Consider the following 21,977-nt stretch of genomic DNA (forward strand, 5'->3'; position numbering starts at 1 on the left):
GATTGATTCTATGCTGATATCAAGTAGTAGCCGTCAGGGTAGACGCGGTGATGAAAACAAGCCTCCCGGAAAAGCAAAAAGGCGCGGCAGCCATCGAGTTCATTGCCGTGTTTGTGATTTTTTTTGCCGTGTTCTACGGCACGGTCAGCTATAGCCTGCCGCTGCTGCTGTTGCAGTCGTTCAACCAGGCCACCGCCGAAGCCGTGCGCCAGAGCGTAGGGCTGGACCCGAATATGCAAGGCTACCCCGCCGCCGTACAGGCCACTGCCAAAACGGCGGTCGCCAACCGTTTGGGGTGGATTCCCAACGCCTACAAATTCGACGCTTCCACCCAAGTCACCACCACCTTCACCAGCGGGCTGTTGTCGGTGCAGATCAACTACCCGTCGGCCAACCTCCAGGCGGTGCTGCCCTTTATTGTCCTGCCGGGCATCGGCACCGTGCCGCAGTTACCGGCAACTCTGCAGGCCCAGTCGAGCCTGCAGTTTTGACTTCGGGGGACAGACTTTTCGGGCGCTTGCTCGGTCGCAATGGCGCGCTGGAAATCGACACGCCCGCGCCGCCGTCTGCCGGGTTGCATGTGCAACTGGATAGCCAAGGCCGCGTGCTCGACCTCAGCGGCACGTTGCGCCCACAGTTGCCGCCACTGGTTAACTCGCCGCGTTTGCAAGAACTGCTGAGTGCCCATAGCGCCGTAACGGTTGAAGGCGTGCCCGCCGACTGGCAGCGCCACAGCCTCGACCTGGATTTTCACGGGATCGCCGGGCAAACCCTGCACACCCGCGGCACGCTTGAACCCCACGACAATGGCTGGCTGCTGCATGCCGTAGACATTGGTGATTTGCTCGGCGGCCGGCAATTGGCCGAGCAGCGCGAACAGAACCACCAATTGAGCAGCCGCGTCAGTGAACAACTGCGCGTGTGCAGCCTCAGCCGCCTGCCCGAGGTGTTCAACGAACAGTTAAGCAGCGTGGCGCAGCGCTGGCGTATCCCCTGCGTGGCCCTGGCGCTGCTCGATCAGGAAGACCAGGGTTGGAGGGTCTACAGCCAGTACGCCAACCATGATGCACCGTTGTTCTGGCACACTGGGCAACGCCTCGGGACCTGCCTGGACAGCCTCAACGGCACCACGCCGCTGAGCCTGAAAGCGCCTTATGGGCGCGGCGAGCACCCGCGTTTGCACAGTATTTTCGGCAATGCCGATGGGTTCCTTGTGCCCTATCGCGATGGCCAAGGCATCGCCGCATGGCTGCTGTGCGGCGCGTACAGTGGCCAACTGCACAGCAACGACCGCGACTGGCTGAACCTCGCCGCCGCCCTCGCCGCCCCACTGCTCAGCCGCCTGCGCGAACACCGTCACCATCAACAACTCGAGCGCCAGGAAGCGTTGCAAGGCCTGCTGGGCACGGGCTGGTTTGAGTTATTGCCCGCCAGCGGCGAAATCCAGCTCGCCCCCCAATTGATGCGCAACCTCGACCCGGAAGACGGCCCGACCCGGCAACCCCTCGAAGCGTGGCTGAACCACATTCACCCCGCCGACCGCCAGGAACTGCACAGCCGTCTACGCGACCTGCAAACCCTCGGCAAACCCTTGCTCGCCAGCGCGCGCCTCAACCGTGGCGACAGCGTCGCGCCGACCTGGTATCGCGTGCAGGGCCAGGTGCTGGGCGCCGGTGAACAGCGGCGCTGGGTCGGTTTTATGCTCGACATCAGCGACATCCAGAACCAGCAGCTGCAAGCCGATGCCGCCCGCGCCCGCCTGGATAACCTGATTGCCAGCTCACCGGCGGTGATCTATGTGCAGCGCTATGTGAATGGCGCGCTGCAGCCGGTGTTTTTCAGTCACAGTCTGCTGCCCTTGCTCGGTCGCACCCTGGCCGAATGCACCCATGACAGCCTGGTGCAATGGGTACACCCGGACGACCGCGACCTGTACTTCCAGCGCACCCGCCAATTGCTGCGTGAAGGCAGCGTGCGCAGCCGTTACCGCGTGCAAGACACACACGGGGATTACCACTGGCTGCTCGACGAAGCCAAGCTGCTGCGCGACGACTTGGGCGTGCCGGTAGAAGCGGTCGGCCTGTGGCTGGATGTGACCGAGGCAACCTTGGCCGCCCAGCAGGTCAAGGACAGTGAGGAGCGCTATCGCATCCTTGTGGAAGACTCCCCGGCAATGATCTGCCGCTACCGCCCGGACCTGACCCTGACCTTCGGCAACACGCCGCTGGCCAATTACCTGGAGTGCCTACCTGCGCAGTTGCGCGGGGTCAACCTGGGTGAATGGCTGTCGACCGAACAGCGCGAAGCGTTTGTGCAGCGCATACAGCAGTTGACGCCGGAGTTCCCGGTGAGCACAGCCGAAATCAGCCTGCAATTGCCCGGCCGCGAACATGCCTGGTGGGTGTGGTCGGACCGAGGCGTCTTTGATGAGCACGGCACCCTTGTGGAAGTGCAGGCCGTGGGCCGCGACAACACCGAAGTGCGGCGCTCCCAGCAGCAACTTACGCAAAGCGCGAAAATGGCCACCCTCGGTGAAATGGCCACGGGCCTGGCCCATGAGATCAACCAGCCGCTGAACGTGATGCGCATGGCCATCGTCAATGTGCTCAAGCGCCTGAGCAATGGCGACGTGCAGATCGACTACCTGACCGAAAAACTCCAGCGCATCGACGCCCAGGTACAGCGTGCGGCGCGGGTGGTCGACCATATGCGTGTGTTCGGCCGCCGCTCGGAGGTCGAGCAGCAACCTTTTGACCCGGCGCAGGCGTTGGAGGGCACCTTGTCGTTGCTCAGTGAAGGCCTGCGTGGCAAAGGTGTTGAAGTGCGCCTGACCCAGGCGGATATCCCGGTGCAGGTCAAAGGCTACGTCGACCAGCTTGAGCAAGTGCTGATCAACCTGATGGTCAACGCCCGCGATGCGCTGTTGAGCCAGCGCGGAAAAAACCCCGAGCTGCGCCCGTGGATTGCCTTGCACACCGAACACGACAGCCGCCACGTGCGTATCTGGGTCGAAGACAACGGCGGCGGCATCGACCCGCGCTTGCTGGAGCGCATCTTCGAGCCGTTTTTTACCACCAAGCCGATTGGCGTGGGCACCGGGTTGGGCTTGTCGGTGAGTTACGGCATCGTCGAGAACATGGGCGGGCGCCTGAGCGTCAGCAACGGCGAACACGGCGCACGGTTCTGCGTGGAACTGCCCAGGGCCATCGACGTTTAAATCACCAGGTAAGCCTCGCCGGTCTGGCCACAGGTGAGGTTGGCGCCGACGTTCACATTCACCAGGCTGATGCCGAGCATACTCAGCAGGTTGTTGAGGATCGGGTTGAGCAGCGGGCCGAGCAAGCCATCCACCACCGGCGTGACAATCGCGCTGACGGCACTGAGCAGCGCTGTGACCGTAGGCGCCAGAATGCCCAACGGGCTTCCTCCGGACGGTTGGTAAGCCGTGATGCCCACGCCATTGAGCGTGGTTGAAAGGCTGCTCACCACATTGGTGGCGGGTGCCGCAGCCTGATAGGTCGGCGCAAGGCCCACGTTCGGCGGCGTGGCAAACGGCGTGGTACTGGAGAACACCAGGGTTTGATTGCTCTGCGCAATCGGACTGACCACCTTGATCGCGATGCCACCACCGGCAAACGGCACGCGCGGGTCACAGCTGCCGATGCCGAGTATCTTGTGGCAGGTCTTGGTACCAATATCGATCAGGGGTAACGGCGCTACCGTCATCGGCAAGGTGGTGGAAAACGCATTGGTAATACTGCCCACATTCAACGACGCCAGCGAGGTGGTGGTGTACGCCGTCAGGCTCTTGGTGCCCGCGTTGCCGGTGGGGCAGCTGTAGGCGGTGACGTAACTGCCCGCGGCCCCGGCATCCAGTACGATGTTAATCGGCAGGTTGCCGGGTAGCACCAGCAAATCCGCCTGCTGGCAACCAGCGCCCAGCAAGCACAAGGCCGAGTTGATCGTGCTCACCAGGTTCAGGTTCAGCAGGCTGCCGAGCACCGGCGTCAGTGGACCCAACAAGTCGTTTACCGCCGTGTTCAGCCCCGACAACGCACTTAATACCGGCAAGCTCACGGTCACTTCAGTGCGCACCTGGGCGGTACGTACGTAAATTTTATTTGGCCCTGTAGGGTTGGCCGCCGCCAGCACCGGGTTGCCGATCGCCGACAACTGTGGCGGTTCGATCACTTTGACCTGGGTGGTGATATTGGCCAACCCCAGCACACTCACGGGCAAGGTCGCCGCCGCCGCGCTTTTGCTGTTGGACAGTTGCACCACCCCTTGGATCAGTTGGAACACCTGCAAGTTGGCATTCAGCGCCGCAGCGGTGGTGCCGGTCTGCAATTGCAGAATCTGCCCGACGGTCAACGGTGCCTGGTTGATCGCGGCGACTTGCAAGCTGCCCAGGGCGGTGATCACGTCCGCCGTTGCGCCGTTGGCGGTCAGTACGGTGACCGCGGCCTGGATCAACTGCGCGGCGGTGACGTTGGTGTTGAGCAGCTGGGTGTAGTTACCGGCGGCCACGTTGAGGTTGACCGCCAGTTGGTTGAGGTAACTGAGCAGGTTGATATTGGTATTGAGCAAACCATTCCACCCGGCGACCGTCAGGTTGACGTTACCGCCGAGCAAGCCACTGAACAGCGGGTTCAACAGGCTCGCACTTGCGGTGTTGACGCTGGCCAGGGTGCTGTTGATGGTCAGTTGGGCCGAAGGTGGCGTGGGCACCGCCGCTACGGCGGTCGCGGTCAATACGGTATTGATGCTCACCGGATTGCCGGAGAACAACGCCCAAACCCCGGCGGCCACGCTGGTGGTCACGGTTTTGCTCACCACCACTTGAATCGCCGATGACACTGCAGGGTTGGCACTGAACATGCGCCGGCCCGACGCGCCGGTGGTCACGGTGCCGCATTGGGTCACCAGGGTATTGCCGCTGCCCACCACAAAATGATTGCGCGCCACACTCTGCCCGGCAAACGCCGCCGCGCTCAACCCGCTCAGGCACGTGCCGCTGCGGCTCACCGCTTCCAGCGCCGCCGTGTCTGCCACGCCTTGCAGCTTACGCTTCTCCAGGTACAGGCGGCCGCTGTCGATCATCAGCAATGTAAAGGCCAGCGCCACCGCCAACACGCCGGCGGCCATCAGGCCGATTGCGCCACCTTGCCTGGAACCAAGTCGGGGAGACATCGAGCACTCCTGTGCCGGCGAGTTGCCGAGCGCTTACTCTCCTGGGATGCAATTGAGTGTAGACAAGGGCTGGAGGTGGTGAAGATCAAAAATGTGGGGCTTGCCCGCGATGGCCATCGATATCTGTACAACCGGTTATTGGCAAGTGGGCTGTTGTGGCGTGCAGGCTTGTCCTGCGTTGGGTCGCGAAGCGGCCCCAGTATAGGCACTGCAGTTTTCCTGAAAGAACTCAGCGTCCGGGTTTGGGGCTGCTTCGCGGCCCAACGCAGGACAAGCCTGCTCGCCACAGGAGAAATTGGCTGCCTTCAAACGTTGTGTAGATACCTGTGCCACGATGGCGGCGGATCAGTCAATGCATCGGTGACTGACAGACCGCTATCGCGGGCAAGCCCGCTCCCACAGGGTTTGGCGGTGGTCTTTAGTGCGGTGGGTAGTTGGAGAGGATCCTGGTCACCGTGCTGCGAATGGCATCACTGCGATCCTGCGGGTTCGGCGTGCTGGCCATCATCTGCTCGTCGCTGCCACGCCATACCAGTTTGCCGTCCTTGCCGTCGAGCAGGTCGATCTGGATGGTCGCCACTTTGTAGGTGATGTTGCGCGTTTCGTTGTACATCGGCCCGCCCCAGTAGCCATTCCACGGGCCGCCCCAGGCGCCGCCGTAGTTGGTGGTGACTTGTTGCTGGCGCTCTTCGACGATCAGGTAGGCCTGTACATTCAGGTCGGCCCTGGTGCCTGCGGCTGCGGGGCGCAGGCCGCGCTGGTCGAGTTGCTCGCCCACGGCCTGGCGAATGCGTTGCTCGGTGAGGTCGCTCTTGATCCGTGGATCATCCGGGCGGTATTGCAGGGCAGGGTCTTTCCAGGCCCAGTTGCGGTACGCGCCAAAATCGCGGCTGGCATCAAAGTCATGGTTGACCTGGCTGGTCTGGCAGCCACTCAACAAGACCACTACAGCGAGTGCAGCAAGGCGACGAAGCATGGGGGTTCTCCAAAAAATGGAATAAGCCTGAGATGAGAATAGCTGCTAACTGGGTGGATAAGCGCTCATTGCCTTCTGCATCGCTTCGCGCAACGCATCAGCGCGTTCGCTCAGGCTACCCTGGCTGGTGGTTTCGGCGCTGGTGCTCCATACCGGCTGGCGCGTGCGGGCATCGAACAGGCTCACGCGGGCCACCGCAACTGTCACTTCATAGGTGCGTACCACCGGCACCGTGTTGTACATGCCGTAGCCATTGCCATAGCGGTTATAGCCACCGTAGCCGTAGCCATAGTCGTCCTGCACCTGGCGCAGGCGTTTTTCCAGACGCACGTCAGCAGTTACCAGCAGGTCGGGGGCGCGGCTGTCATGCAAAGGGCGCAAGCCGCGCTGATCTAGAGCGCCGCTGACCGCTTCGGCTATTTGCGCCGAATCCGCCCAGGCCGTCCCCGCGGGCAACTGGCCGTTAAGCCAGCCCCAACTGCGGTAGGCGCCATAGTCGCGCATCGGCGCCGGGTAGGCGCTGGCATCAAAGGTATTCGCTGCCTGGGCCGGAGCCGGCGGCATCGGGGCCGAGGCGGCCACGTAGGGGTTGGGCGTGGAACAGGCACCCAAGCCGAGGGATAACAGGATCAAACAGAGACGACGCATTTCGACCTCCGCAGACTGGGCCGCTTAAACCGGACGGCAGATCCAGTGCAAATAACGCCCAAGTCCGGCAAAGCTTGGGTGACGACGGTGAGCGAGTTCCATCTCCAACAAGTCCTGCAGATTGGCGCGAGCCTGGAACTCCATCGGCATATAGTCGTGGAACACCCGCACGCCGCTTTGGCTTTCGACCTGCCAAAGCCCTTCGAGTTGCGCCGCCAGTTCCCGTGGGTCGAGCGGTTGTTGCGGGGTAAGGCTTTGCTTCTCGCCGGCCATGTCGTTCTTGCGCATTTTGCGGAAGTGGCCTTTGAGCAGGTTGCGGTAAATCAGCGCATCACGGTTGTAGAACGCCAGCGACAACCAGCCGCCGGGCACCGTGAGCTGGTGCAGCACCGGCAGGATCGCGTGAGGTTCGGCCAGCCATTCGAGCACGGCGTGGCACAGGACCAGGTCGTAGGGCTCGGTGAGTTGGCCGAGCAATTGCTGCCAGGGCGCATGGATAAAAGTCGCGGTCTGCCCGGCGTCGGCAAACCGCTGACGGGCGCCTTCAAGCATCGGCTCGGCGGGCTCGGCCAGGGTCACTTGATGGCCGCGCTCAGCCAGCCACAGCGACATATGCCCCAGGCCCGCGCCGATATCGAGTACGCGCAAAGGGCGCTCGGGCAAGGCTTCAGTCAGGTCGGCCTGCAACACTGCCAGGCGAATCGCGCCTTTGGCGCCACCGTAGATCTTCTCGGCAAAGCGCGTGGCCAACTGGTCGAAGTGACGGTCACTCATGGGCAAACCGCCGTTCGCTGTCGGCCAGTTTGGCGCGTACCACTTCGTTCATGTCCAGGCCCAGCTCACTGCACAGCAACAGCAGGTACAGCACGATATCGCCGACTTCCTGCCCGGCGTGGGTGAGTTTGTCCGCCGGCAGTTGGCGCGACTGGTCTTCGGTCAGCCACTGGAATATTTCCACCAGCTCGGACATTTCCACACTGGCGGCCATGGCCAGGTTTTTAGGGCTGTGGAAGCGCTTCCAGTCGTTGGTATCGCGAATACGGTGCAAGCGTTCGGTGAGGTGTTCGAGGTTCATGCGGGGGCTCCTGAAGGTGTATAGCTTCGGGCGGATGCCGAGCGAAGGCAAGTGAATCCCTGTAACGCGTAAACCTCTATGCTAAAAGGGAACTCGCTTGGTGTAATAACGACCAAAGGCTCAGCGACGCCCACCTCTTCATCAGGACACACACATGCAGGTAGAAAGCTTTTTCGAATGGTTGGGCCAGGCACTGGGGTCCGTCATCCGCTTTATCGTCGACGGGCTCAGCGGGCTGTTCGGCGCCTTGACCCACGCGGGCGGCAACTTTATTGAAGGCCTGTCGCGCACATTGGGCATGGACACCTCGATCATCAGCATCGCCGCCCTCATCATCGGGTTGATGTTGCTGTACTCGGCGGTGCGTGCGTTTATGCGCGCCTCGATCATTATGGGAATTATCTGGTTGATGCTGGGTTTGTGGTTGCTCAGCTGGGTTGTGCATTAATACTTGAAAACACTCACCCTGCTGACAGATTGGCGCGACCGCCGCACCCATCGCCGCGTCTGGGCATTGGCTGCGCCGATGATCTTGTCGAACATCTCGGTGCCGCTGGTGGCCCTGGTGGACAGCATGGTCATCGGCCACCTGCCCCACGCCCATCAACTCGGTGCTGTGGCCGTGGGCGCCAGCCTGTATACCTTCCTGGCCTGGGCCATGGGCTTTCTGCGCATGGGTTCCACCGGGTTTGCCGCACAAGCCGCCGGGCGCGGGGATGGCGCGGCGCTCAGGCAAATCCTGCTGCAAGGTTTGTTGCTGGCGCTGGGGCTGGCCATGCTGCTGGGCACGGTGGGCATTCCGCTGAGCCATCTGGCCCTGGAGTGGATGCAGCCCTCGCCCGAGCTGAACCAACTGACCCGCGATTTTTTCCACACCCGCTTGTTCGGCCTGCCCGCCGCGCTGGCCAGCTATGCCTTGGTCGGCTGGTTCCTCGGCACGCAAAATGCCCGCGCACCACTGGCTATCCTGCTGACCACCAACCTGGTCAACATCGCCTTGAACCTGTGGTTTGTACTCGGTCTGGATTGGGGTGTGGTCGGCTCAGCACGCGCCTCCGTTATCGCCGAATGGACCGGCGCCCTGCTCGGCCTGGCCCTCACGCAAAAAGCCCTGCGCGCGTATCCCGGGCATATCGCCTGGGCCGCTTTGCAGCGGTGGCAAAGCTGGCGGCCGCTGTTGGCGGTGAACCGCGATATTTTTATCCGCAGCCTGGCGCTGCAGTCGGTGTTTTTCATGATCACGGTGCAAGGCGCACGCCTGGGCGATGCCACCGTGGCGGCCAATGCGCTGCTGCTCAATGGTCTGCTGTTGACGGCCCACGCCCTCGACGGTCTGGCCCACGCAGTCGAAGCGCTGTGCGGGCACGCCATCGGTGCGCATGATCGCCAGGCATTGCGCCGCTCGCTGGTGGTCGCTTGTGGCTGGTCATTGATCGCCAGCCTAGGGTTCGCCCTGCTGTTCACCTTCGCCGGGCACTTGTTTATCGCCATGCAAACCGATATCCCCAGCGTGCGCGAAACCGCCGATATCTACCTGCCTTACCTGGCCGTACTGCCGTTGATTGCGGTGTGGAGCTATTTACTGGACGGCCTGTTTATCGGTGCAACCCGCGCGCGGGAAATGCGTAACGGCATGCTGTTGACGGTGGTGATTGTGCTGCCATTCGCATGGGCCTTGCAGGGCTTGGGCAATCATGGGCTGTGGGTCACCTTCCTGCTGTTCATGGCCCTGCGCAGCCTGACACTGTGGGCAATTGCCTGGCGCCTGAACAAACAGGACCGCTGGCTCAGCGCCCGTTAGTAAAGAATGGCCGGTTTGCAGCGTAAGAAAAACTCACAACTGCGCGTGGAGCCTTTGCAAGGGCTACAACCACAGAGGATCCGCCTGGCCCACTCTCGCGAGCCAGAAGGAAACAGGAGCCTGCGTGAACACAGTACTTCCCCGCATTCCCCTCGGCGCATCCGACGCTCCGACATTGGCACCCCAGCCTGAAACGCCCAGCCTGTTGGCACCCACGCCTGACATTGGGCAACAGACACATACGTTGTTCAACGAAGCCAATGTACTGATCAAACGCGAAGTGGAAACCTGGCAAGACAGTGCCGGCAACTATCACTCAGCCAGCATGACTCACATCGTCACCGGCGATCAGGCAGACAATATAAAGATCACAGCCCATGACAGCAGGACATTGACGGCCATCATCAATGGGAAAACCTACCCCTTCCCAATGCCCAAAAGCACAGACCTGCACATGATAAATATTGAGACCCAGGGCGGAAATGACTCGGTGGTCATTGGCCCTGGCGTTAAGGCACCTGTTCGGATCATCACGGGCGACGGCAATGACCGGGTCAAAACCGGCGCCGGCTATGCACGGGTCAATGGCGGCAGCGGCAACGACTCCATTCACCTGGGTAGCGGCGGCGGAATCGCCTTGGGTGGTGACGGCGATGATCGGATGCGCGCAGGCACGGGCAGTGCCGTGCTGAGGGGTGGCAAAGGCAATGACGTGCTGCATGCAGGCAAGGGCGCCAATCACCGACTGGTGTATTTGAACGGCGACCAAGGCAATGACCAGCTGTATGCAGGCGCAGGCATCAACGTTTTAAATGGAGGCCGCGGCGACGATAAACTGGTGGGCGCCCGCAAGACCACGTTTTACGCAGGCGCAGGCCATGACGTGATTCACTCCACGAGTAAAAAAGATCGCATTTACGCCAAAGCGTCCGACAAGATTCATCACAATGGGCCTTCAAACGTCACGTTTATGGAGGTCAAGGACGTCGGGAGAAAAGGGCTGAAGATAGAAGGCAAACCCGAGTTCATCGACGCCGTGCAAGACGTTCTCGACCAGCTTCGAGGTTCGCCTGTCGGCCAGCGGATGCTTGAGCAAATGGACGACTTCGTGGACGACATAAGGTCTCCCGTCACCCTGCGAGAGTCTGCCGACATGAACGCCAGTTACTACTACTTCCGCAATGCCTACAGCGACGCGCTTTCCGCTTGGCAATCTTCGCAGTTTCAAAGCGAATCAGAATTGGGCTACATCAAAAATGAGGTGCCCGGTGCAGTCGCCACTCACGCCGAAATAGAGCTTCAAACCTTTCATTTCGGCCAACAGCTGTCGACCACACCGATGCTTGCACTCCAGCACGAGTTGGCCCATGCCTTCAATGGCGCCACTGGCACCTACCAACCCGGAAACCAACAGGCTTTTGGCCTCGATGGAAACCCCATTGAGCGCTACGGTCAGCCGGTTTTCGTTAATAACGTCGAGTACCAAGCACTCGGCCTCGCCATTGAGGACGGGGAGCTGTTCGATCACGACAACAACCCGCTCACCCGGCCAACCACCCTCAATCCATCGCCCTTCACCGAGAATGCGCTACGCCAGGAAATGGGCGTGCCCTTGCGTGATCGCTACCTATGGGATGAGGCGCCGCACGCAGTTTAATCAATGGACGGGAGCCAACCTGTCAGTTCTCACAGGTTACAAACCCGACTTTCCGGCGTTGAATGGAGATCGCCGCTGAAGAGCCTTCAGCTTAAGGCTGCGATCTTATTGCACTCAAGGAAGAACCCACATGAGTAACAACACCTACTTGCTTATCGGCGCGTTGATAGTGGTCGCATTGATCGCCGCCGCTGTTATTCGCTCGTCCAAGAAGAAACAAGCCAAGCCCCCTGTCGAAGCCGTCGCCGAGCCGTCCGTTCAGGTTCCCCCCGTCACTCCGGACACGGGCGAATGGACACTCAAACTGGACGACGCTCCGTCAACACTCCCAGCGCAGCCCGCCATCCAGAAAGGCGTGGAGGTTTGGAATCAAACGGATTTCCACTTCTTCGTGACACAACAAGGCATAAGAGCGACGCTGCCACCCCAGGGTCGAACACTGATGGACAATAGCGCTAGTCTGACAGTCAGCCCTTCAGCGCAAAACACGCTGCAGTCTGTAGCGCTGGAGGAAACCAGCCCCGAGAGCTCAGCGCAGTACACCCTGATAATCCGGTAAAGCCAGCCTCACTGGCCTGGAGTGGAGCGAATAAACGCCGTGACCCGATCCAGCACCGGCGCCAGCCAGCGCAATGGCTTGGCAATGGATGCCACTAATGTCGCGTGGCTGGTTCTGGTGAAATAAAACGCCTCGACCGGCACCCCCGCTTCGTGCAGCTTTTTCGCCAGCCCGCCCGTGTTGCGTGTGGGGTTGACCAGCGTGTCGCTCTGCGAGGCGATCAACAGGCTCGGCGGTGCATCATGACTGACGTGGTTGATCGGCTGGGAATCGGGCGGTGAGTCCGGGAAGAAAAACACAGGGCGCACATCGCGGTTTTCAATCGGCAGGAAGTCATAAGGCCCGGCCAGGCCGATCCAACCCTTGAGCATCGAGGGTGACAGGTTCACTTCTTTGAGCCAACGCGCATCCAGCGCCAGCATCGAGGCGTTGTACGCGCCGGAGCTATGGCCCATCAGGTAGAGCTGCTTGGGGTCGGCGCCATATTCGGCGATGTGCTGATGAGTCCAGGCCACCGCTTGGGCGCCGTCCTGGAGAAAAGCGGGGTAACGCACTTGCGGATAGAGCCGGTAGTCCGCGACGACCACCACAATGCCGCGTGAAGCCAGGGCTTCGCCAACGAAACCGTAATCATCCTTGGAGCCGCTGTTCCAGCTGCCGCCGTAGAAAAACACCACGACCGGGGCGTTGGGCAAGGCGGTGACAGGGCGATAGACATCGAGCCTCTGGCGCGGGTCAGGGCCGTAGGCAATCGATGAGGTTTTGGTGAACGTGCTGGAAGGGGTCAGTGCGTTGAGCACTTTGATCGGCGAGCAGGCCGAGAGGAATGCGGCGACTGCCAGGGTTAACGCTTGCAGCCATTTGCTCGACATCGTTCAGACCTCACACAGAAGGTACGACCAAACGAAAATCCAAATGTGGGAGCTGGCTTGCCTGCGATGGCGGTGTGTCAGCCCTGAATGTGCGGACTGATACACCGCCATCGCGGGCAAGCCCGCTCCCACACTGGATCTCAGTCACTTTGAGATCCTTGTCAGCCTGGGAGCAGTGTACTTACGAGGACAGGTAGGACGAACGCGTCAGCCCCAGACGCAACGCATCCAGGAACTGCGTACGCTCGCTGGCACTGATCTTCGCGCTGGCGCACTTGTCGCGGTAGTGCGTCATCAACTCCTCCGGCGACAAGTGCACGTAGCGCAGCATGTCTTCGATGGTGTCGTGGGTCTCGATCCCGGCGCTGTACACCGAACCGTCTTCACGCTGGTAGATGTTTACCGAGTCGGTGTCACCGAACAGGTTGTGCATGTCACCGAGAATTTCCTGGTAAGCGCCCACCAGGAAGATGCCCAGCAAGTAGTCTTCACCTTCGTTCAAGCCATGCACCGGCAGGCTGGTCTCGATGCTCTGCTCGTCGACGTATTGCTTGATCTTGCCGTCGGAGTCGCAGGTCAGGTCTTGCAGCACGGCGCGGCGCAGCGGCTCTTCGTCGAGACGGTGCAGCGGCAGAATCGGCAGCACCTGGCCGATGGCCCAGGTGTCCGGCAAGCTTTGGAATACCGAGAAGTTGCAGATGTACTTGTCGGCCAGCTTGTCGTTGAGCTCGTCCAGCACTTGGCGGTGCGAGCGCTGGCGGGCTTTGAGCGAGTTATGCAGGCGACGGCACACGGCGAAGTAACACTGTTCGGCCAGGGCTTTTTCGGCCAGCGTCAGCTTGCCGTCGGCGTACTGGGTAGCCACGTCGCTCATGTAGTGAGTGGCGCGCCAATACGTCTCGGTGACCATTTCGATGTCGGTCGGGCCCAGCAGGTCCACCAGCCACTGCACGGTTTCCGGCAGGCTTTCCTTGTTCTCGATCTGCGGCACGTCGTCGTTGTGTTTTTCAACGTCGGTGACCTGTACCACCAGCATGGCGTGGTGGGCGGTCAGGGAGCGGCCGCTTTCGGAGAAGATGTGCGGGTGCGGCAGGCTCTGCGCGTCGCAGAATTCCTTGAGCATGCCCACGACCACACCGGCGTAATCGTCCATGTCGTAGTTGATCGAACTGGCGTTACGCGAGTGCGTGCCGTCGTAGTCCACGCCCAGGCCACCGCCCACATCGATGTGATCGACCGGCAGGCCGAGGTTGCGCAATTCGCCGTAGTAACGAATGGCTTCCTTGAAACCGTGCTGGTAGTCGGCCAGGTTGGCGATCTGCGAACCCATATGAAAGTGCAGCAGGCGGATGCCCTGGTCCAGGCCGGCAGCGCGGAAGCGCTCGACCACCGACAGCAATTGCGCCGCCGACAAACCGAACTTGGACTTCTCGCCACCGGTGTCGGCCCATTTGCTCGACGCCAGCGACGACAAACGCACACGCAGGCCAACCTGCGGCTTGACCTTGAGGCTCGCAGCCTCTTCGATTACCAGACCGACTTCGGATTCTTTCTCGATCACGATAAACACATTGTGGCCAAGCTTCTGGCCCATCAGCGCCAGACGGATGAACTCACGGTCCTTGTAACCGTTGCAGACGATGGTGCCGCCCTTGGGTGCCAGGGCCAGCACGGCCAGCAGCTCGGGCTTGGAGCCGGCTTCCAGGCCGATCGACACGTTCTGGGTGGCGATGATGTTCTCGATCACCGCTTCCTGCTGGTTCACCTTGATCGGGTACAGCGCGGTGTACTTGCTCTGGTATTCCAGGCGCTCGATGTTCGAATCGAACGCGCCGGTCAGTTGGCGTACACGGTCTTGCAGGATGTCGGGGAAACGCACCAGCAGCGGCAAGGACAGGCCGCTTTTGCGCAGCTCGTCAACTTGCTCGTACAGATCAACCGGCGTGCTGTTCGGGCCGTTCGGACGGACTTCAACGCGACCGGCATCATTGATCGCGAAATACCCGGCCCCCCAATGGCGAATCCCATAAACACTGCGGCTGTCCGCAACTGTCCATTGGCTGCCATCGTCTTTGCGTGTGCGTCGTACGGACATCGAAGTCCCCTATATAAAGTCGAAGATCACCACGCCCTTCTTGCAAGGCTGGCGAAGTCTAAAGAATGAAAATGACGATTTGCCTGTAAGGAAGGTAGACCCCACTCGCAGGACAGAGTTTAGACACCGGTCAGGAACAGGCTCTGTGAAAACCATGGAGACGACAGTTTGCGTTCAGCAAAGGGCCATCGGGGTGGGTTTCACAGAGGCTGCTAGCCGCCGGATTTCTTCGCTTTGTAACCCAGCTTGATCAGCTCGGCCAACAGCAACTCGACGTGATCGCCCTGGATCTCGATGACACCGTCTTTCAACGCGCCACCGGTGCCACAGCGCTTTTTCAGCGTGGTAGCCAGTTCCTTCAGGGCTTCTTCAGCCAAAGGCACGCCAGTGATGGTAGTCACCGTCTTGCCGCCACGGCCTTTGCTCTCGCGTCGTACGCGGGCAATGCCGTCGCCTTCAGGGATCAGGGTCTGTTTGCAGGTACACGAATCCACGGGCTGACGACAGTCCGGGCAGTGTCGACCTGCGTCGGTGGAAAATACCAGGCCACCAAGGGCGGCGAAGGATGCGGCTTTTTTGGCCACCGGCAATCCTCTTGGGAGGACAAAGACTGATCGGAACCCGGCTCTCGTTACAAAAGGCAGCTTACCGACCGCGAAGCCCCACTCAGGCAGGGGCAGCGCTACCGAAACGCCAAGGCGGTTCGGGTGAAAAGGCGCGCAGTGTAACGGCAAAAAGCCGGCTTGCTAAGAGCCAAATAGCGCCAATTTATGCAACTTTAGCGACGTGAGGCCAGATAGCGCCGCAAGCCCTCTTGAGCATCCGGGCAGTAAGGCTTTTGTTGAGCTTCCTGCAGGACCGTTTCAAGGGGCAGAAACCGCGCTTCCATGACCTCCTCGGGCTGCAAGCGCAATGGGCCATCCCAGACTGCCGAGTAAGATTTGCACCAGAGCCGGCTGCCCTCCTCCTCAAAGTAGAAGTGGTCGTGCTCGACCAGTTCCACACCGCCCACGCCGAGTTCTTCTTCCAGCTCACGGGCAGCCGAAACCGCGTAGGTCTCGCCCGCCGCCACCATGCCACCTGCCGCCGTGTCCCAAAAGCCGGGATACAGGGCTTTGCTCAGGGTGCGTCGGTGCACACACAGTTCACCGGCGGAGTTGAACAGGAAGATAAAGGTGCAACGGCCGATCAGGCCGCGCTGGCGCAGGTCGGACCTGACAAGGTCGCCGAGCAGGTTGTCCTGCTCGTCCACCCAGCAGATCAGTTCAGCATCAGAGGCCTCACGGTGTGCGACCTCCTTTTGAGAAGCGTCCATCATTACCCCTGGTTGAGGAGCTGACGCAAATCTATAACTGCAGCGTTTGCCCGGGAAATATAGTTGGCCATGACCAACGAGTGGTTGGCGAGGATGCCAAAGCCACTGCCGTTAAGAATCATAGGGCTCCACACCGGCTCCTGCGAGGCTTCCAGCTCGCGAATGATCTGACGCACGCTGACGGTGGCGTTTTTCTTGGCCAGCACGTCGGCGAAGTCGACTTCAATCGCGCGCAACAGGTGAGACAAGGCCCACGCCTGGCCACGGGCTTCGTAGAACACGTTGTCGATCTGCATCCATGGGGTTTCCACCACTTCTTCATCGACCTGCGGCACTTCACCCGGCGCCAGGGCTTCGGTTTTCAGTGCGGTGTTGAGCTTCACCCGACCCACACTGGCCGACAGGCGTTGCGACAACGAACCCAGGCGCGTGGCGACATCACCCAGCCAGTTGTTCAGGTTGTCGGCGCGGGCATAGAACAGCGCGCCCTTCTGGTTCGGGTCGGACAGTCGTGCCTCGTAGCGGCTCAGGGAGTTGATGCCTTCCTGGTATTCCGACTCGCTGGACGGCAGCACCCAGCTCTTGTTGTCGAAGTTAAAGCGCGGTTCAGCCTTGGCCAAATCCGCGTCTTCAGCCGACTGCGACTGTGAACGGGCGAAGTCTTTACGCAAGGCGCGGGTCAGGTCACGCACCTGCACCAGCACGCCATATTCCCAGCTCGGCATGTTATCCATCCACAGGCCTGGCGGGAAACGGTCGTTGGAAATGTAGCCACCAGGCTTGTTCAGCAAGGTGCCGACCACGGTCTTGAGGGTTTCGACGGTGGTGTAGCCAATCACCATCTGCTTGCCTTCCTTCTCGGCGGCAAGCTGGGCGTTTTGCTGGACCGGGAACAGCGCCGGCTCTTCGCTCCAGTACCAACCCAGGCCGCCGGTGACCAACAGGTACAAGGCCAGCACGCTGAGCAGCGCTTTGCTCATCAGCAGGTTGCGAAAGTAGCCGCGTTGGGTCGACTTTGGCTCAGGGGCGGGGCCTTTGGCACTGCCTGCACGGTTTTTCCAGTCCAGCATGGCGATATCCTTTCAATCACTTGAGTTCATGCACGTCAATTGTCCGGGTGCGGTCAAACACTCCGACCACAACCCTACCCCATCGTGCCCATCGGCGCGGGGCTTTTAACCGAAAGTGGCAGGTGGGAGACGTTCGACTATAAAGGATGCACGCTTTTTACGCAGCGTGACCATTGGGTCGGTAACTGAATCCCCAAGACTTGCACTTAATTGACGTATGACACTCATGCAACAGAAAAGAGGTGCTAGCATAGAGCCATCAGTCGACCTCAGCATGCACCCTCACTAGTAGTCAGGATATGACCGAGCCAGAAGACCCCAGCCGTGAGCGTCTCAAGCACCATTTTGCCCAGCGGGTAATTCATCAGGCACGTCAAATTCTTGAGATCTGGCAACGCCTGCAACGCAGCGAATGGTCGAACACCGATTTGTCCGAACTCAGCGAAGCCAACCTGCGCCTGCTGCGCTTTGCCGAGCGTTTCGAACAGCCGGAACACGGCCAGCTGGCACGGCACATCGGCGAATCGCTCAAGGTGGTGGACGAAAATCGCGGCCGGCTGAGCAGCCAGGTCATCACCGAACTCAACCGCCTGATGCAACGCCTGTCCCGCACCGGTCTGCGCCAGGGTGATCAGCTGGAACAAACCTTACTGCCGCCGATGCGCAAGCCCATCTACGTGATGCTGGCCGATCACGACCGCGCCGAACGCCTGGCCAAGCAGTTGGAATTCTTTGGCATGAGCGCCCAGTCCCTGGACAGTGTGCCGGCGTTTCGTGCCTCCCTCGCCGAGCGCCTGCCGTCGGCGATTGTGATGGATGTGGACTTCTGCGGGGCGGGTCTGGGCCTCAAGCTGGCCGCCGAAGCCCAGGAAGGCCTCGAGCAAAAGCTGCCGCTGCTGTTTTTCAGCTTGCACGAAACCGACACGCCAACGCGCCTGGCCGCCGTGCGCGCCGGTGGCCAGGAGTTCCTCACCGGCACCCTGGAAGCGTCGAGCCTGCTGGAAAAGATTGAAGTGCTGACCTGCGTAGCGCAATACGAACCTTATAAAGTGCTGATCATCGATGACTCGCGGGCACAAGCGCTGCACACCGAGCGCCTGCTCAACAGCGCCGGCATCGTCACGCGCACCTTGATCGAACCGATCCAGGCCATGGCCGAACTGGCGGATTTCCAGCCGGACCTGATCATCCTCGACATGTATATGCCTGCCTGTACCGGCACCGAACTGGCCAAGGTGATTCGCCACAACGACCGGTACGTCAGTGTACCGATCATCTACCTGTCGGCCGAAGACGACCTGGATAAACAACTGGACGCCATGAGCGAAGGCGGCGACGACTTCCTCACCAAGCCGATCAAGCCGCGCCACCTGATCACCACCGTGCGCAACCGAGCCGCCCGTGCCCGTAACCTCAAGGCGCGAATGGTGCGCGACAGCCTGACCGGGTTGTACAACCACACCCATATCCTGCAATTGCTCGAAGACTGCAGCTTCCGCGCCCGCCGCGAGAACAAGCCACTGAGCTTTGCGATGCTCGACATCGACCACTTCAAGCGCGTCAACGACAGCCACGGCCACCCCATGGGCGACCGCGTGATCAAGAGCCTGGCGCTGTTTCTCAAGCAACGCCTGCGCAAGACCGACTACATCGGGCGCTACGGCGGCGAAGAGTTCGCCATCGTGATGCCCGACACCGACCTGGAGTCGGCCTGCAAGGTACTGGACGAAATCCGTGGGCGCTTTGCCGAAATTCACTACCCGGCCCAGCCGCAGGATTTATGGTGCACCTTCAGCGCCGGGCTGGTAGAGCTGTGCGACGGCTCCGACAGCCTGATGATGGCTGCCCAGGCCGACGAGGCGCTGTACCGCGCCAAGGACGCAGGACGCAACCGCGTGCAAGCCGCTCGTACATCAAAGCAAAGTGCCACCTTTTCACCGGAATCCACCGAATCCGTCATAACTTTGTAATGGAAACGCAATAACTTCAGGCACTTATCTTTTGCTGTCGGTTGAAACCACGCATGCGCCTGAAGCTGCTGACCAATCTCAATACCCTTCTGCTGGTGGCCGTGTGCCTGGCCCTTGGAGCGACGCTATGGTGGTCGCAACGTGCGCTGGAACGGCCTTATCTGCTGATGGAACGCTACCTGGGCCTGTCGCAGACCTTTCAGAACCAGGCCGCACGCAACATTGATGATTACCTCTCCAGCGGCGATGCCCTGCGTTTGAGCAGCGCCAGTCAAAGCCTGGAAAACCTGTTGCAGCATCTTGACGAATTGCCGGCAGAACTTGGGCAAAACCTGCGCCCCAGCCTGGTGGATCTGGACACCTTCAGCAAAACCGACCTGCTCGCCGCCGGCAAACTGGCGGGCGACCCGCAAGCCCTGTTGCTGCAAGCCGAACGTGAGCTGGGCGCGAACCTTGAGCAACTGAGCCAATACGCCACGGGCGTCAACTCTCCAGACGCCGCTCGCTACCTGCCGCCCTTGCTGGCCGCGTCCCAGCACTTGGGTAAACTGTCCCTGGCCCGCGACAAACTGGTCAGCAGCGGGCGCGCGGAGTTGGCCGATGACGTGGAGCGCGAAGTCGCCAGTATCCGCACTCAGGCCGACGTATTGGCGGGGTTGCCATTGCTTGGTGTCAAGGCCAGCAGTGAATCCAGCGCCGATGATTTTTCCGCCATGATGGGCCTGGAAAACAGCGAGAAAGCCGAAGTTCAGGACACCGGCGTCGACCTCAAGCGCGAACTCAACAGCCTGTTGACCCGCTACCCCGCCGAACTCAAGCGTACCCGCGAGCAAATCCAGCAGCGCACCGCACTGGCCGCCGCCACTCATTTAAAAATCGCCGCCGTGCAACAGGCCATCTCCGGCCTGGAGCCGGTGGTACGCGCCCAACACGCCAGGATCCAGGGCGAAGTTCGCCTGTTACAAGGCGTGATGATCGGCCTGATCCTGCTGATTGCCTTGCTGATCGACACCCTGCAACGGCGCCTGGCGCGGGTGCTGACCAACCTCGCGCCCGCCCTGTCGACCTGGGCCGAAGGTGATTTCAGCCAGCCGATTGCGCTGGGCAAGACCAACCGCGAACTGCACGATATTGAAGCCTCGCTGAACCGCTTGCGCGCTTACCTGGTGGACCTGGTGGGCACCATTCGCGCAAATGCCGAACAAGTCGCCGGCAGCAGCCGCGCCCTGGCCGAGCTGAGCAGTGGCCTGCACGACGGGGCCGAGCGTCAGGCCGGCGATACCGCGCAGATCCGCGATTCCCTGGGCGAGCTGGAAGCCACCATTCAGCAAGTGGCCGGCGATGCCAGCCAGGCCGCCGGTGCCAGCCGCAGTGCAGGCCTGGCCGTGGAACAGGGCCAACGGGTGATCGGCCTGAGCCTCACCGGCTTGCACGCACTGGTGGGTGAAGTGCAGCAAAATGCGCAGATGATCGAAAAACTCGCGGAAGAATCCGCCACCATCGGCGGCGTGCTCACCGTGATTCGCTCGATTGCCGACCAGACCAACCTGCTGGCCCTCAACGCCGCCATCGAGGCTGCGCGCGCCGGGGAAGCCGGGCGTGGGTTTGCCGTGGTGGCTGACGAAGTGCGCACCCTGGCCCAGCGCACGGCGGGCGCCACCGCTGAAATCCAGGGTTTGATCACCGGCCTGCAAAGCGCCGCCCATCAGTCGGTGCAGGGCATGCGCGCGCAGGTCGAACACGCCGAAGCCACCGCCCAGCAGGCCCAGGCGGCCGACGGCGCGCTGGATGAAATCGTCGGGGCGATCCAGACCATTTCCGACACTGCCGTGCGCATCGCCGATGTGACCGCGCAGCAGAGTGGCGCCGTCAGTGAGATTCGTGACAACAGCGAGCGGATTCACCAGCTGGGCGAGGATAATCTGCTGCGAATCGGCCAAGGCCGCAGCCAGGGTGAGCATCTGTTGGAACTGGGTGGGCAACTGAACACTGCCGTGCAGGCGTTTCGCGTTTAATGCGATCGAGATCGTGCCCACGCTCTGCGTGGTCATGCATCCTGTGACGCTCTGCGTCACGACTTTAGAGCGGGACGCGGAGCGTCCGGGGCGGCATTCCCACGCGGAGCGTGGGAACGATCAATCACTGACCAAATCCAGCCTCACAGTCACAAATTTTGCGCAATCATCGCTAATCGTGCCGCCTACTGCATAGAACTGGACAGTCACAAAGGCTTTGCGGCATAGTCGCCGGGTTCTGACGCACCCACATCAATAACAAGGAACAGCCGATGGCGACCTTACTGGTTCTTCACGGACCCAACCTGAACCTGCTCGGTACCCGTGAACCGGGTGTCTACGGGGCGGTGACCCTGGAACAGATCAACCTTGATCTGGAACGCCGGGCGCGTGAAGCCGGCCACCATTTGCTGTACCTGCAAAGCAATGCCGAGTACGAATTGATTGATCGCATCCATGCCGCGCGTGGCGAAGGCGTGGACTTTATCCTGATCAATCCCGCCGCTTTTACGCATACAAGTGTTGCATTACGTGACGCGCTGCTGGCGGTGAGCATCCCATTTATCGAAGTGCATTTGTCGAACGTGCACAAACGCGAAGCTTTCCGCCATCACTCCTACTTCTCCGACGTAGCAGTAGGTGTGATCTGCGGCCTTGGCGCCAGCGGTTACCGACTGGCCCTGGAGGCCGCCCTGGAACAACTTGAACAACCGGCCAAGCGCCCCTGACCGACC

At 61.0% G+C, this 21,977-nt stretch carries 18 protein-coding genes and 1 pseudogene; 9 read left to right on the forward strand and 10 right to left on the reverse strand.

Annotation, left to right across the window (positions count from 1 at the left end):
- The first annotated feature begins 50 nt into the window (after positions 1 to 50).
- The gene (locus tag HBO41_RS12365; RefSeq protein WP_017136727.1) at positions 51 to 491 is read left to right on the forward strand and encodes a TadE/TadG family type IV pilus assembly protein; all 441 of its coding nucleotides are present in this window, start codon (positions 51 to 53) and stop codon (positions 489 to 491) included.
- Positions 488 to 3,217, forward strand: coding sequence for a PAS domain-containing sensor histidine kinase (locus HBO41_RS12370; protein WP_169986467.1), 2,730 nt, complete (start codon positions 488 to 490; stop codon positions 3,215 to 3,217). Before HBO41_RS12365 ends, HBO41_RS12370 begins: the two co-directional genes overlap by 4 nt.
- Here HBO41_RS12370 and HBO41_RS12375 read toward each other — a convergent pair.
- From HBO41_RS12375 to HBO41_RS12395, 5 genes are all read right to left on the reverse strand, one after another.
- Positions 3,214 to 5,190 (reverse strand): pilus assembly protein TadG-related protein, encoded by a 1,977-nt coding sequence (locus HBO41_RS12375; protein ID WP_169986469.1) that lies wholly within the window; start codon positions 5,188 to 5,190, stop codon positions 3,214 to 3,216. The genes HBO41_RS12370 and HBO41_RS12375 overlap by 4 nt on opposite strands.
- Positions 5,191 to 5,608: 418 nt before the next feature.
- Positions 5,609 to 6,166, reverse strand: coding sequence for a DUF4136 domain-containing protein (locus HBO41_RS12380; RefSeq protein ID WP_099548144.1), 558 nt, complete (start codon positions 6,164 to 6,166; stop codon positions 5,609 to 5,611).
- A gap of 45 nt (positions 6,167 to 6,211) precedes the next feature.
- Positions 6,212 to 6,814, reverse strand: a complete 603-nt coding sequence (locus HBO41_RS12385) for a DUF4136 domain-containing protein (RefSeq protein ID WP_017136730.1) — start codon at positions 6,812 to 6,814, stop codon at positions 6,212 to 6,214.
- A gap of 24 nt (positions 6,815 to 6,838) precedes the next feature.
- The gene (locus tag HBO41_RS12390; RefSeq protein WP_017136731.1) at positions 6,839 to 7,588 is read right to left on the reverse strand and encodes a methyltransferase; all 750 of its coding nucleotides are present in this window, start codon (positions 7,586 to 7,588) and stop codon (positions 6,839 to 6,841) included.
- Positions 7,581 to 7,889 (reverse strand): MazG-like family protein, encoded by a 309-nt coding sequence (locus tag HBO41_RS12395; protein ID WP_017136732.1) that lies wholly within the window; start codon positions 7,887 to 7,889, stop codon positions 7,581 to 7,583. Before HBO41_RS12395 ends, HBO41_RS12390 begins: the two co-directional genes overlap by 8 nt.
- A gap of 154 nt (positions 7,890 to 8,043) precedes the next feature.
- Between HBO41_RS12395 and HBO41_RS12400 the strand changes: the two genes are divergently transcribed.
- From HBO41_RS12400 to HBO41_RS12415, 4 genes are all read left to right on the forward strand, one after another.
- Positions 8,044 to 8,337 carry a hypothetical protein gene (locus HBO41_RS12400; protein WP_017136733.1) on the forward strand — a complete coding sequence of 98 codons (294 nt, stop codon included), beginning with the start codon at positions 8,044 to 8,046 and terminating at the stop codon, positions 8,335 to 8,337.
- A 3-nt stretch (positions 8,338 to 8,340) separates the two neighbouring features.
- Complete coding sequence (locus HBO41_RS12405; RefSeq protein WP_017136734.1) at positions 8,341 to 9,690, forward strand: MATE family efflux transporter; 1,350 nt, start codon at positions 8,341 to 8,343, stop codon at positions 9,688 to 9,690.
- 124 nt (positions 9,691 to 9,814) lie between these two features.
- On the forward strand, positions 9,815 to 11,347 hold the full coding sequence (locus HBO41_RS12410) for a M91 family zinc metallopeptidase (protein ID WP_169986471.1): 1,533 nt from the start codon (positions 9,815 to 9,817) through the stop codon (positions 11,345 to 11,347).
- Between the two features lie 130 nt (positions 11,348 to 11,477).
- Positions 11,478 to 11,906 (forward strand): hypothetical protein, encoded by a 429-nt coding sequence (locus HBO41_RS12415; RefSeq protein ID WP_099548141.1) that lies wholly within the window; start codon positions 11,478 to 11,480, stop codon positions 11,904 to 11,906.
- Between the two features lie 8 nt (positions 11,907 to 11,914).
- Here HBO41_RS12415 and HBO41_RS12420 read toward each other — a convergent pair whose 3' ends face one another.
- The 5 genes from HBO41_RS12420 to HBO41_RS12440 form a co-directional block, all read right to left on the reverse strand.
- Entirely contained in the window at positions 11,915 to 12,778 is an 864-nt protein-coding gene (locus HBO41_RS12420) for an alpha/beta hydrolase (protein ID WP_017136737.1), read from the reverse strand.
- Between the two features lie 181 nt (positions 12,779 to 12,959).
- Positions 12,960 to 14,873 (reverse strand): arginine decarboxylase, encoded by a 1,914-nt coding sequence (gene speA / locus HBO41_RS12425; RefSeq protein WP_017136738.1) that lies wholly within the window; start codon positions 14,871 to 14,873, stop codon positions 12,960 to 12,962.
- A gap of 212 nt (positions 14,874 to 15,085) precedes the next feature.
- Entirely contained in the window at positions 15,086 to 15,457 is a 372-nt protein-coding gene (locus HBO41_RS12430) for a translation initiation factor Sui1 (protein WP_012722004.1), read from the reverse strand.
- 194 nt (positions 15,458 to 15,651) lie between these two features.
- On the reverse strand, positions 15,652 to 16,188 hold the full coding sequence (locus tag HBO41_RS12435; protein ID WP_026013681.1) for an NUDIX hydrolase: 537 nt from the start codon (positions 16,186 to 16,188) through the stop codon (positions 15,652 to 15,654).
- Positions 16,189 to 16,190: 2 nt separating this feature from the next.
- Complete coding sequence (locus HBO41_RS12440; RefSeq protein WP_370589438.1) at positions 16,191 to 17,168, reverse strand: DUF2333 family protein; 978 nt, start codon at positions 17,166 to 17,168, stop codon at positions 16,191 to 16,193.
- A 389-nt stretch (positions 17,169 to 17,557) separates the two neighbouring features.
- Between HBO41_RS12440 and HBO41_RS12445 the strand changes: the two genes are divergently transcribed.
- The 3 genes and pseudogenes from HBO41_RS12445 (at position 17,558) to aroQ (ending at position 21,971) form a co-directional block, all read left to right on the forward strand.
- Positions 17,558 to 19,228 (forward strand): PleD family two-component system response regulator, encoded by a 1,671-nt coding sequence (locus tag HBO41_RS12445; RefSeq protein ID WP_017136741.1) that lies wholly within the window; start codon positions 17,558 to 17,560, stop codon positions 19,226 to 19,228.
- Positions 19,229 to 20,727: 1,499 nt separating this feature from the next.
- Positions 20,728 to 21,243, forward strand: a pseudogene (locus HBO41_RS29825) (methyl-accepting chemotaxis protein); the annotation flags it as partial.
- Positions 21,244 to 21,515: 272 nt separating this feature from the next.
- Entirely contained in the window at positions 21,516 to 21,971 is a 456-nt protein-coding gene (gene aroQ / locus HBO41_RS12455) for a type II 3-dehydroquinate dehydratase (RefSeq protein ID WP_017136743.1), read from the forward strand.
- Positions 21,972 to 21,977: the final 6 nt, after the last annotated feature.

The sequence above is a fragment of the Pseudomonas sp. WS 5146 genome (assembly GCF_012985495.1).
GTDB lineage: Bacteria > Pseudomonadota > Gammaproteobacteria > Pseudomonadales > Pseudomonadaceae > Aquipseudomonas > Aquipseudomonas edaphica.

Coding starts and splice junctions, on each gene's coding strand:
- HBO41_RS12365 (WP_017136727.1), top strand. CDS start 51: ATGAAAACAAGCCTCCCGGAAAAGCAAAAAGGCGCGGCAGCCATCGAG.
- HBO41_RS12375 (WP_169986469.1), bottom strand. CDS start 5,190: ATGTCTCCCCGACTTGGTTCCAGGCAAGGTGGCGCAATCGGCCTGATG.
- HBO41_RS12380 (WP_099548144.1), bottom strand. CDS start 6,166: ATGCTTCGTCGCCTTGCTGCACTCGCTGTAGTGGTCTTGTTGAGTGGC.
- HBO41_RS12385 (WP_017136730.1), bottom strand. CDS start 6,814: ATGCGTCGTCTCTGTTTGATCCTGTTATCCCTCGGCTTGGGTGCCTGT.
- HBO41_RS12390 (WP_017136731.1), bottom strand. CDS start 7,588: ATGAGTGACCGTCACTTCGACCAGTTGGCCACGCGCTTTGCCGAGAAG.
- HBO41_RS12395 (WP_017136732.1), bottom strand. CDS start 7,889: ATGAACCTCGAACACCTCACCGAACGCTTGCACCGTATTCGCGATACC.
- HBO41_RS12400 (WP_017136733.1), top strand. CDS start 8,044: ATGCAGGTAGAAAGCTTTTTCGAATGGTTGGGCCAGGCACTGGGGTCC.
- HBO41_RS12415 (WP_099548141.1), top strand. CDS start 11,478: ATGAGTAACAACACCTACTTGCTTATCGGCGCGTTGATAGTGGTCGCA.
- HBO41_RS12420 (WP_017136737.1), bottom strand. CDS start 12,778: ATGTCGAGCAAATGGCTGCAAGCGTTAACCCTGGCAGTCGCCGCATTC.
- speA (WP_017136738.1), bottom strand. CDS start 14,873: ATGTCCGTACGACGCACACGCAAAGACGATGGCAGCCAATGGACAGTT.
- HBO41_RS12435 (WP_026013681.1), bottom strand. CDS start 16,188: ATGGACGCTTCTCAAAAGGAGGTCGCACACCGTGAGGCCTCTGATGCT.
- HBO41_RS12440 (WP_370589438.1), bottom strand. CDS start 17,168: ATGAGCAAAGCGCTGCTCAGCGTGCTGGCCTTGTACCTGTTGGTCACC.
- HBO41_RS12445 (WP_017136741.1), top strand. CDS start 17,558: ATGACCGAGCCAGAAGACCCCAGCCGTGAGCGTCTCAAGCACCATTTT.
- aroQ (WP_017136743.1), top strand. CDS start 21,516: ATGGCGACCTTACTGGTTCTTCACGGACCCAACCTGAACCTGCTCGGT.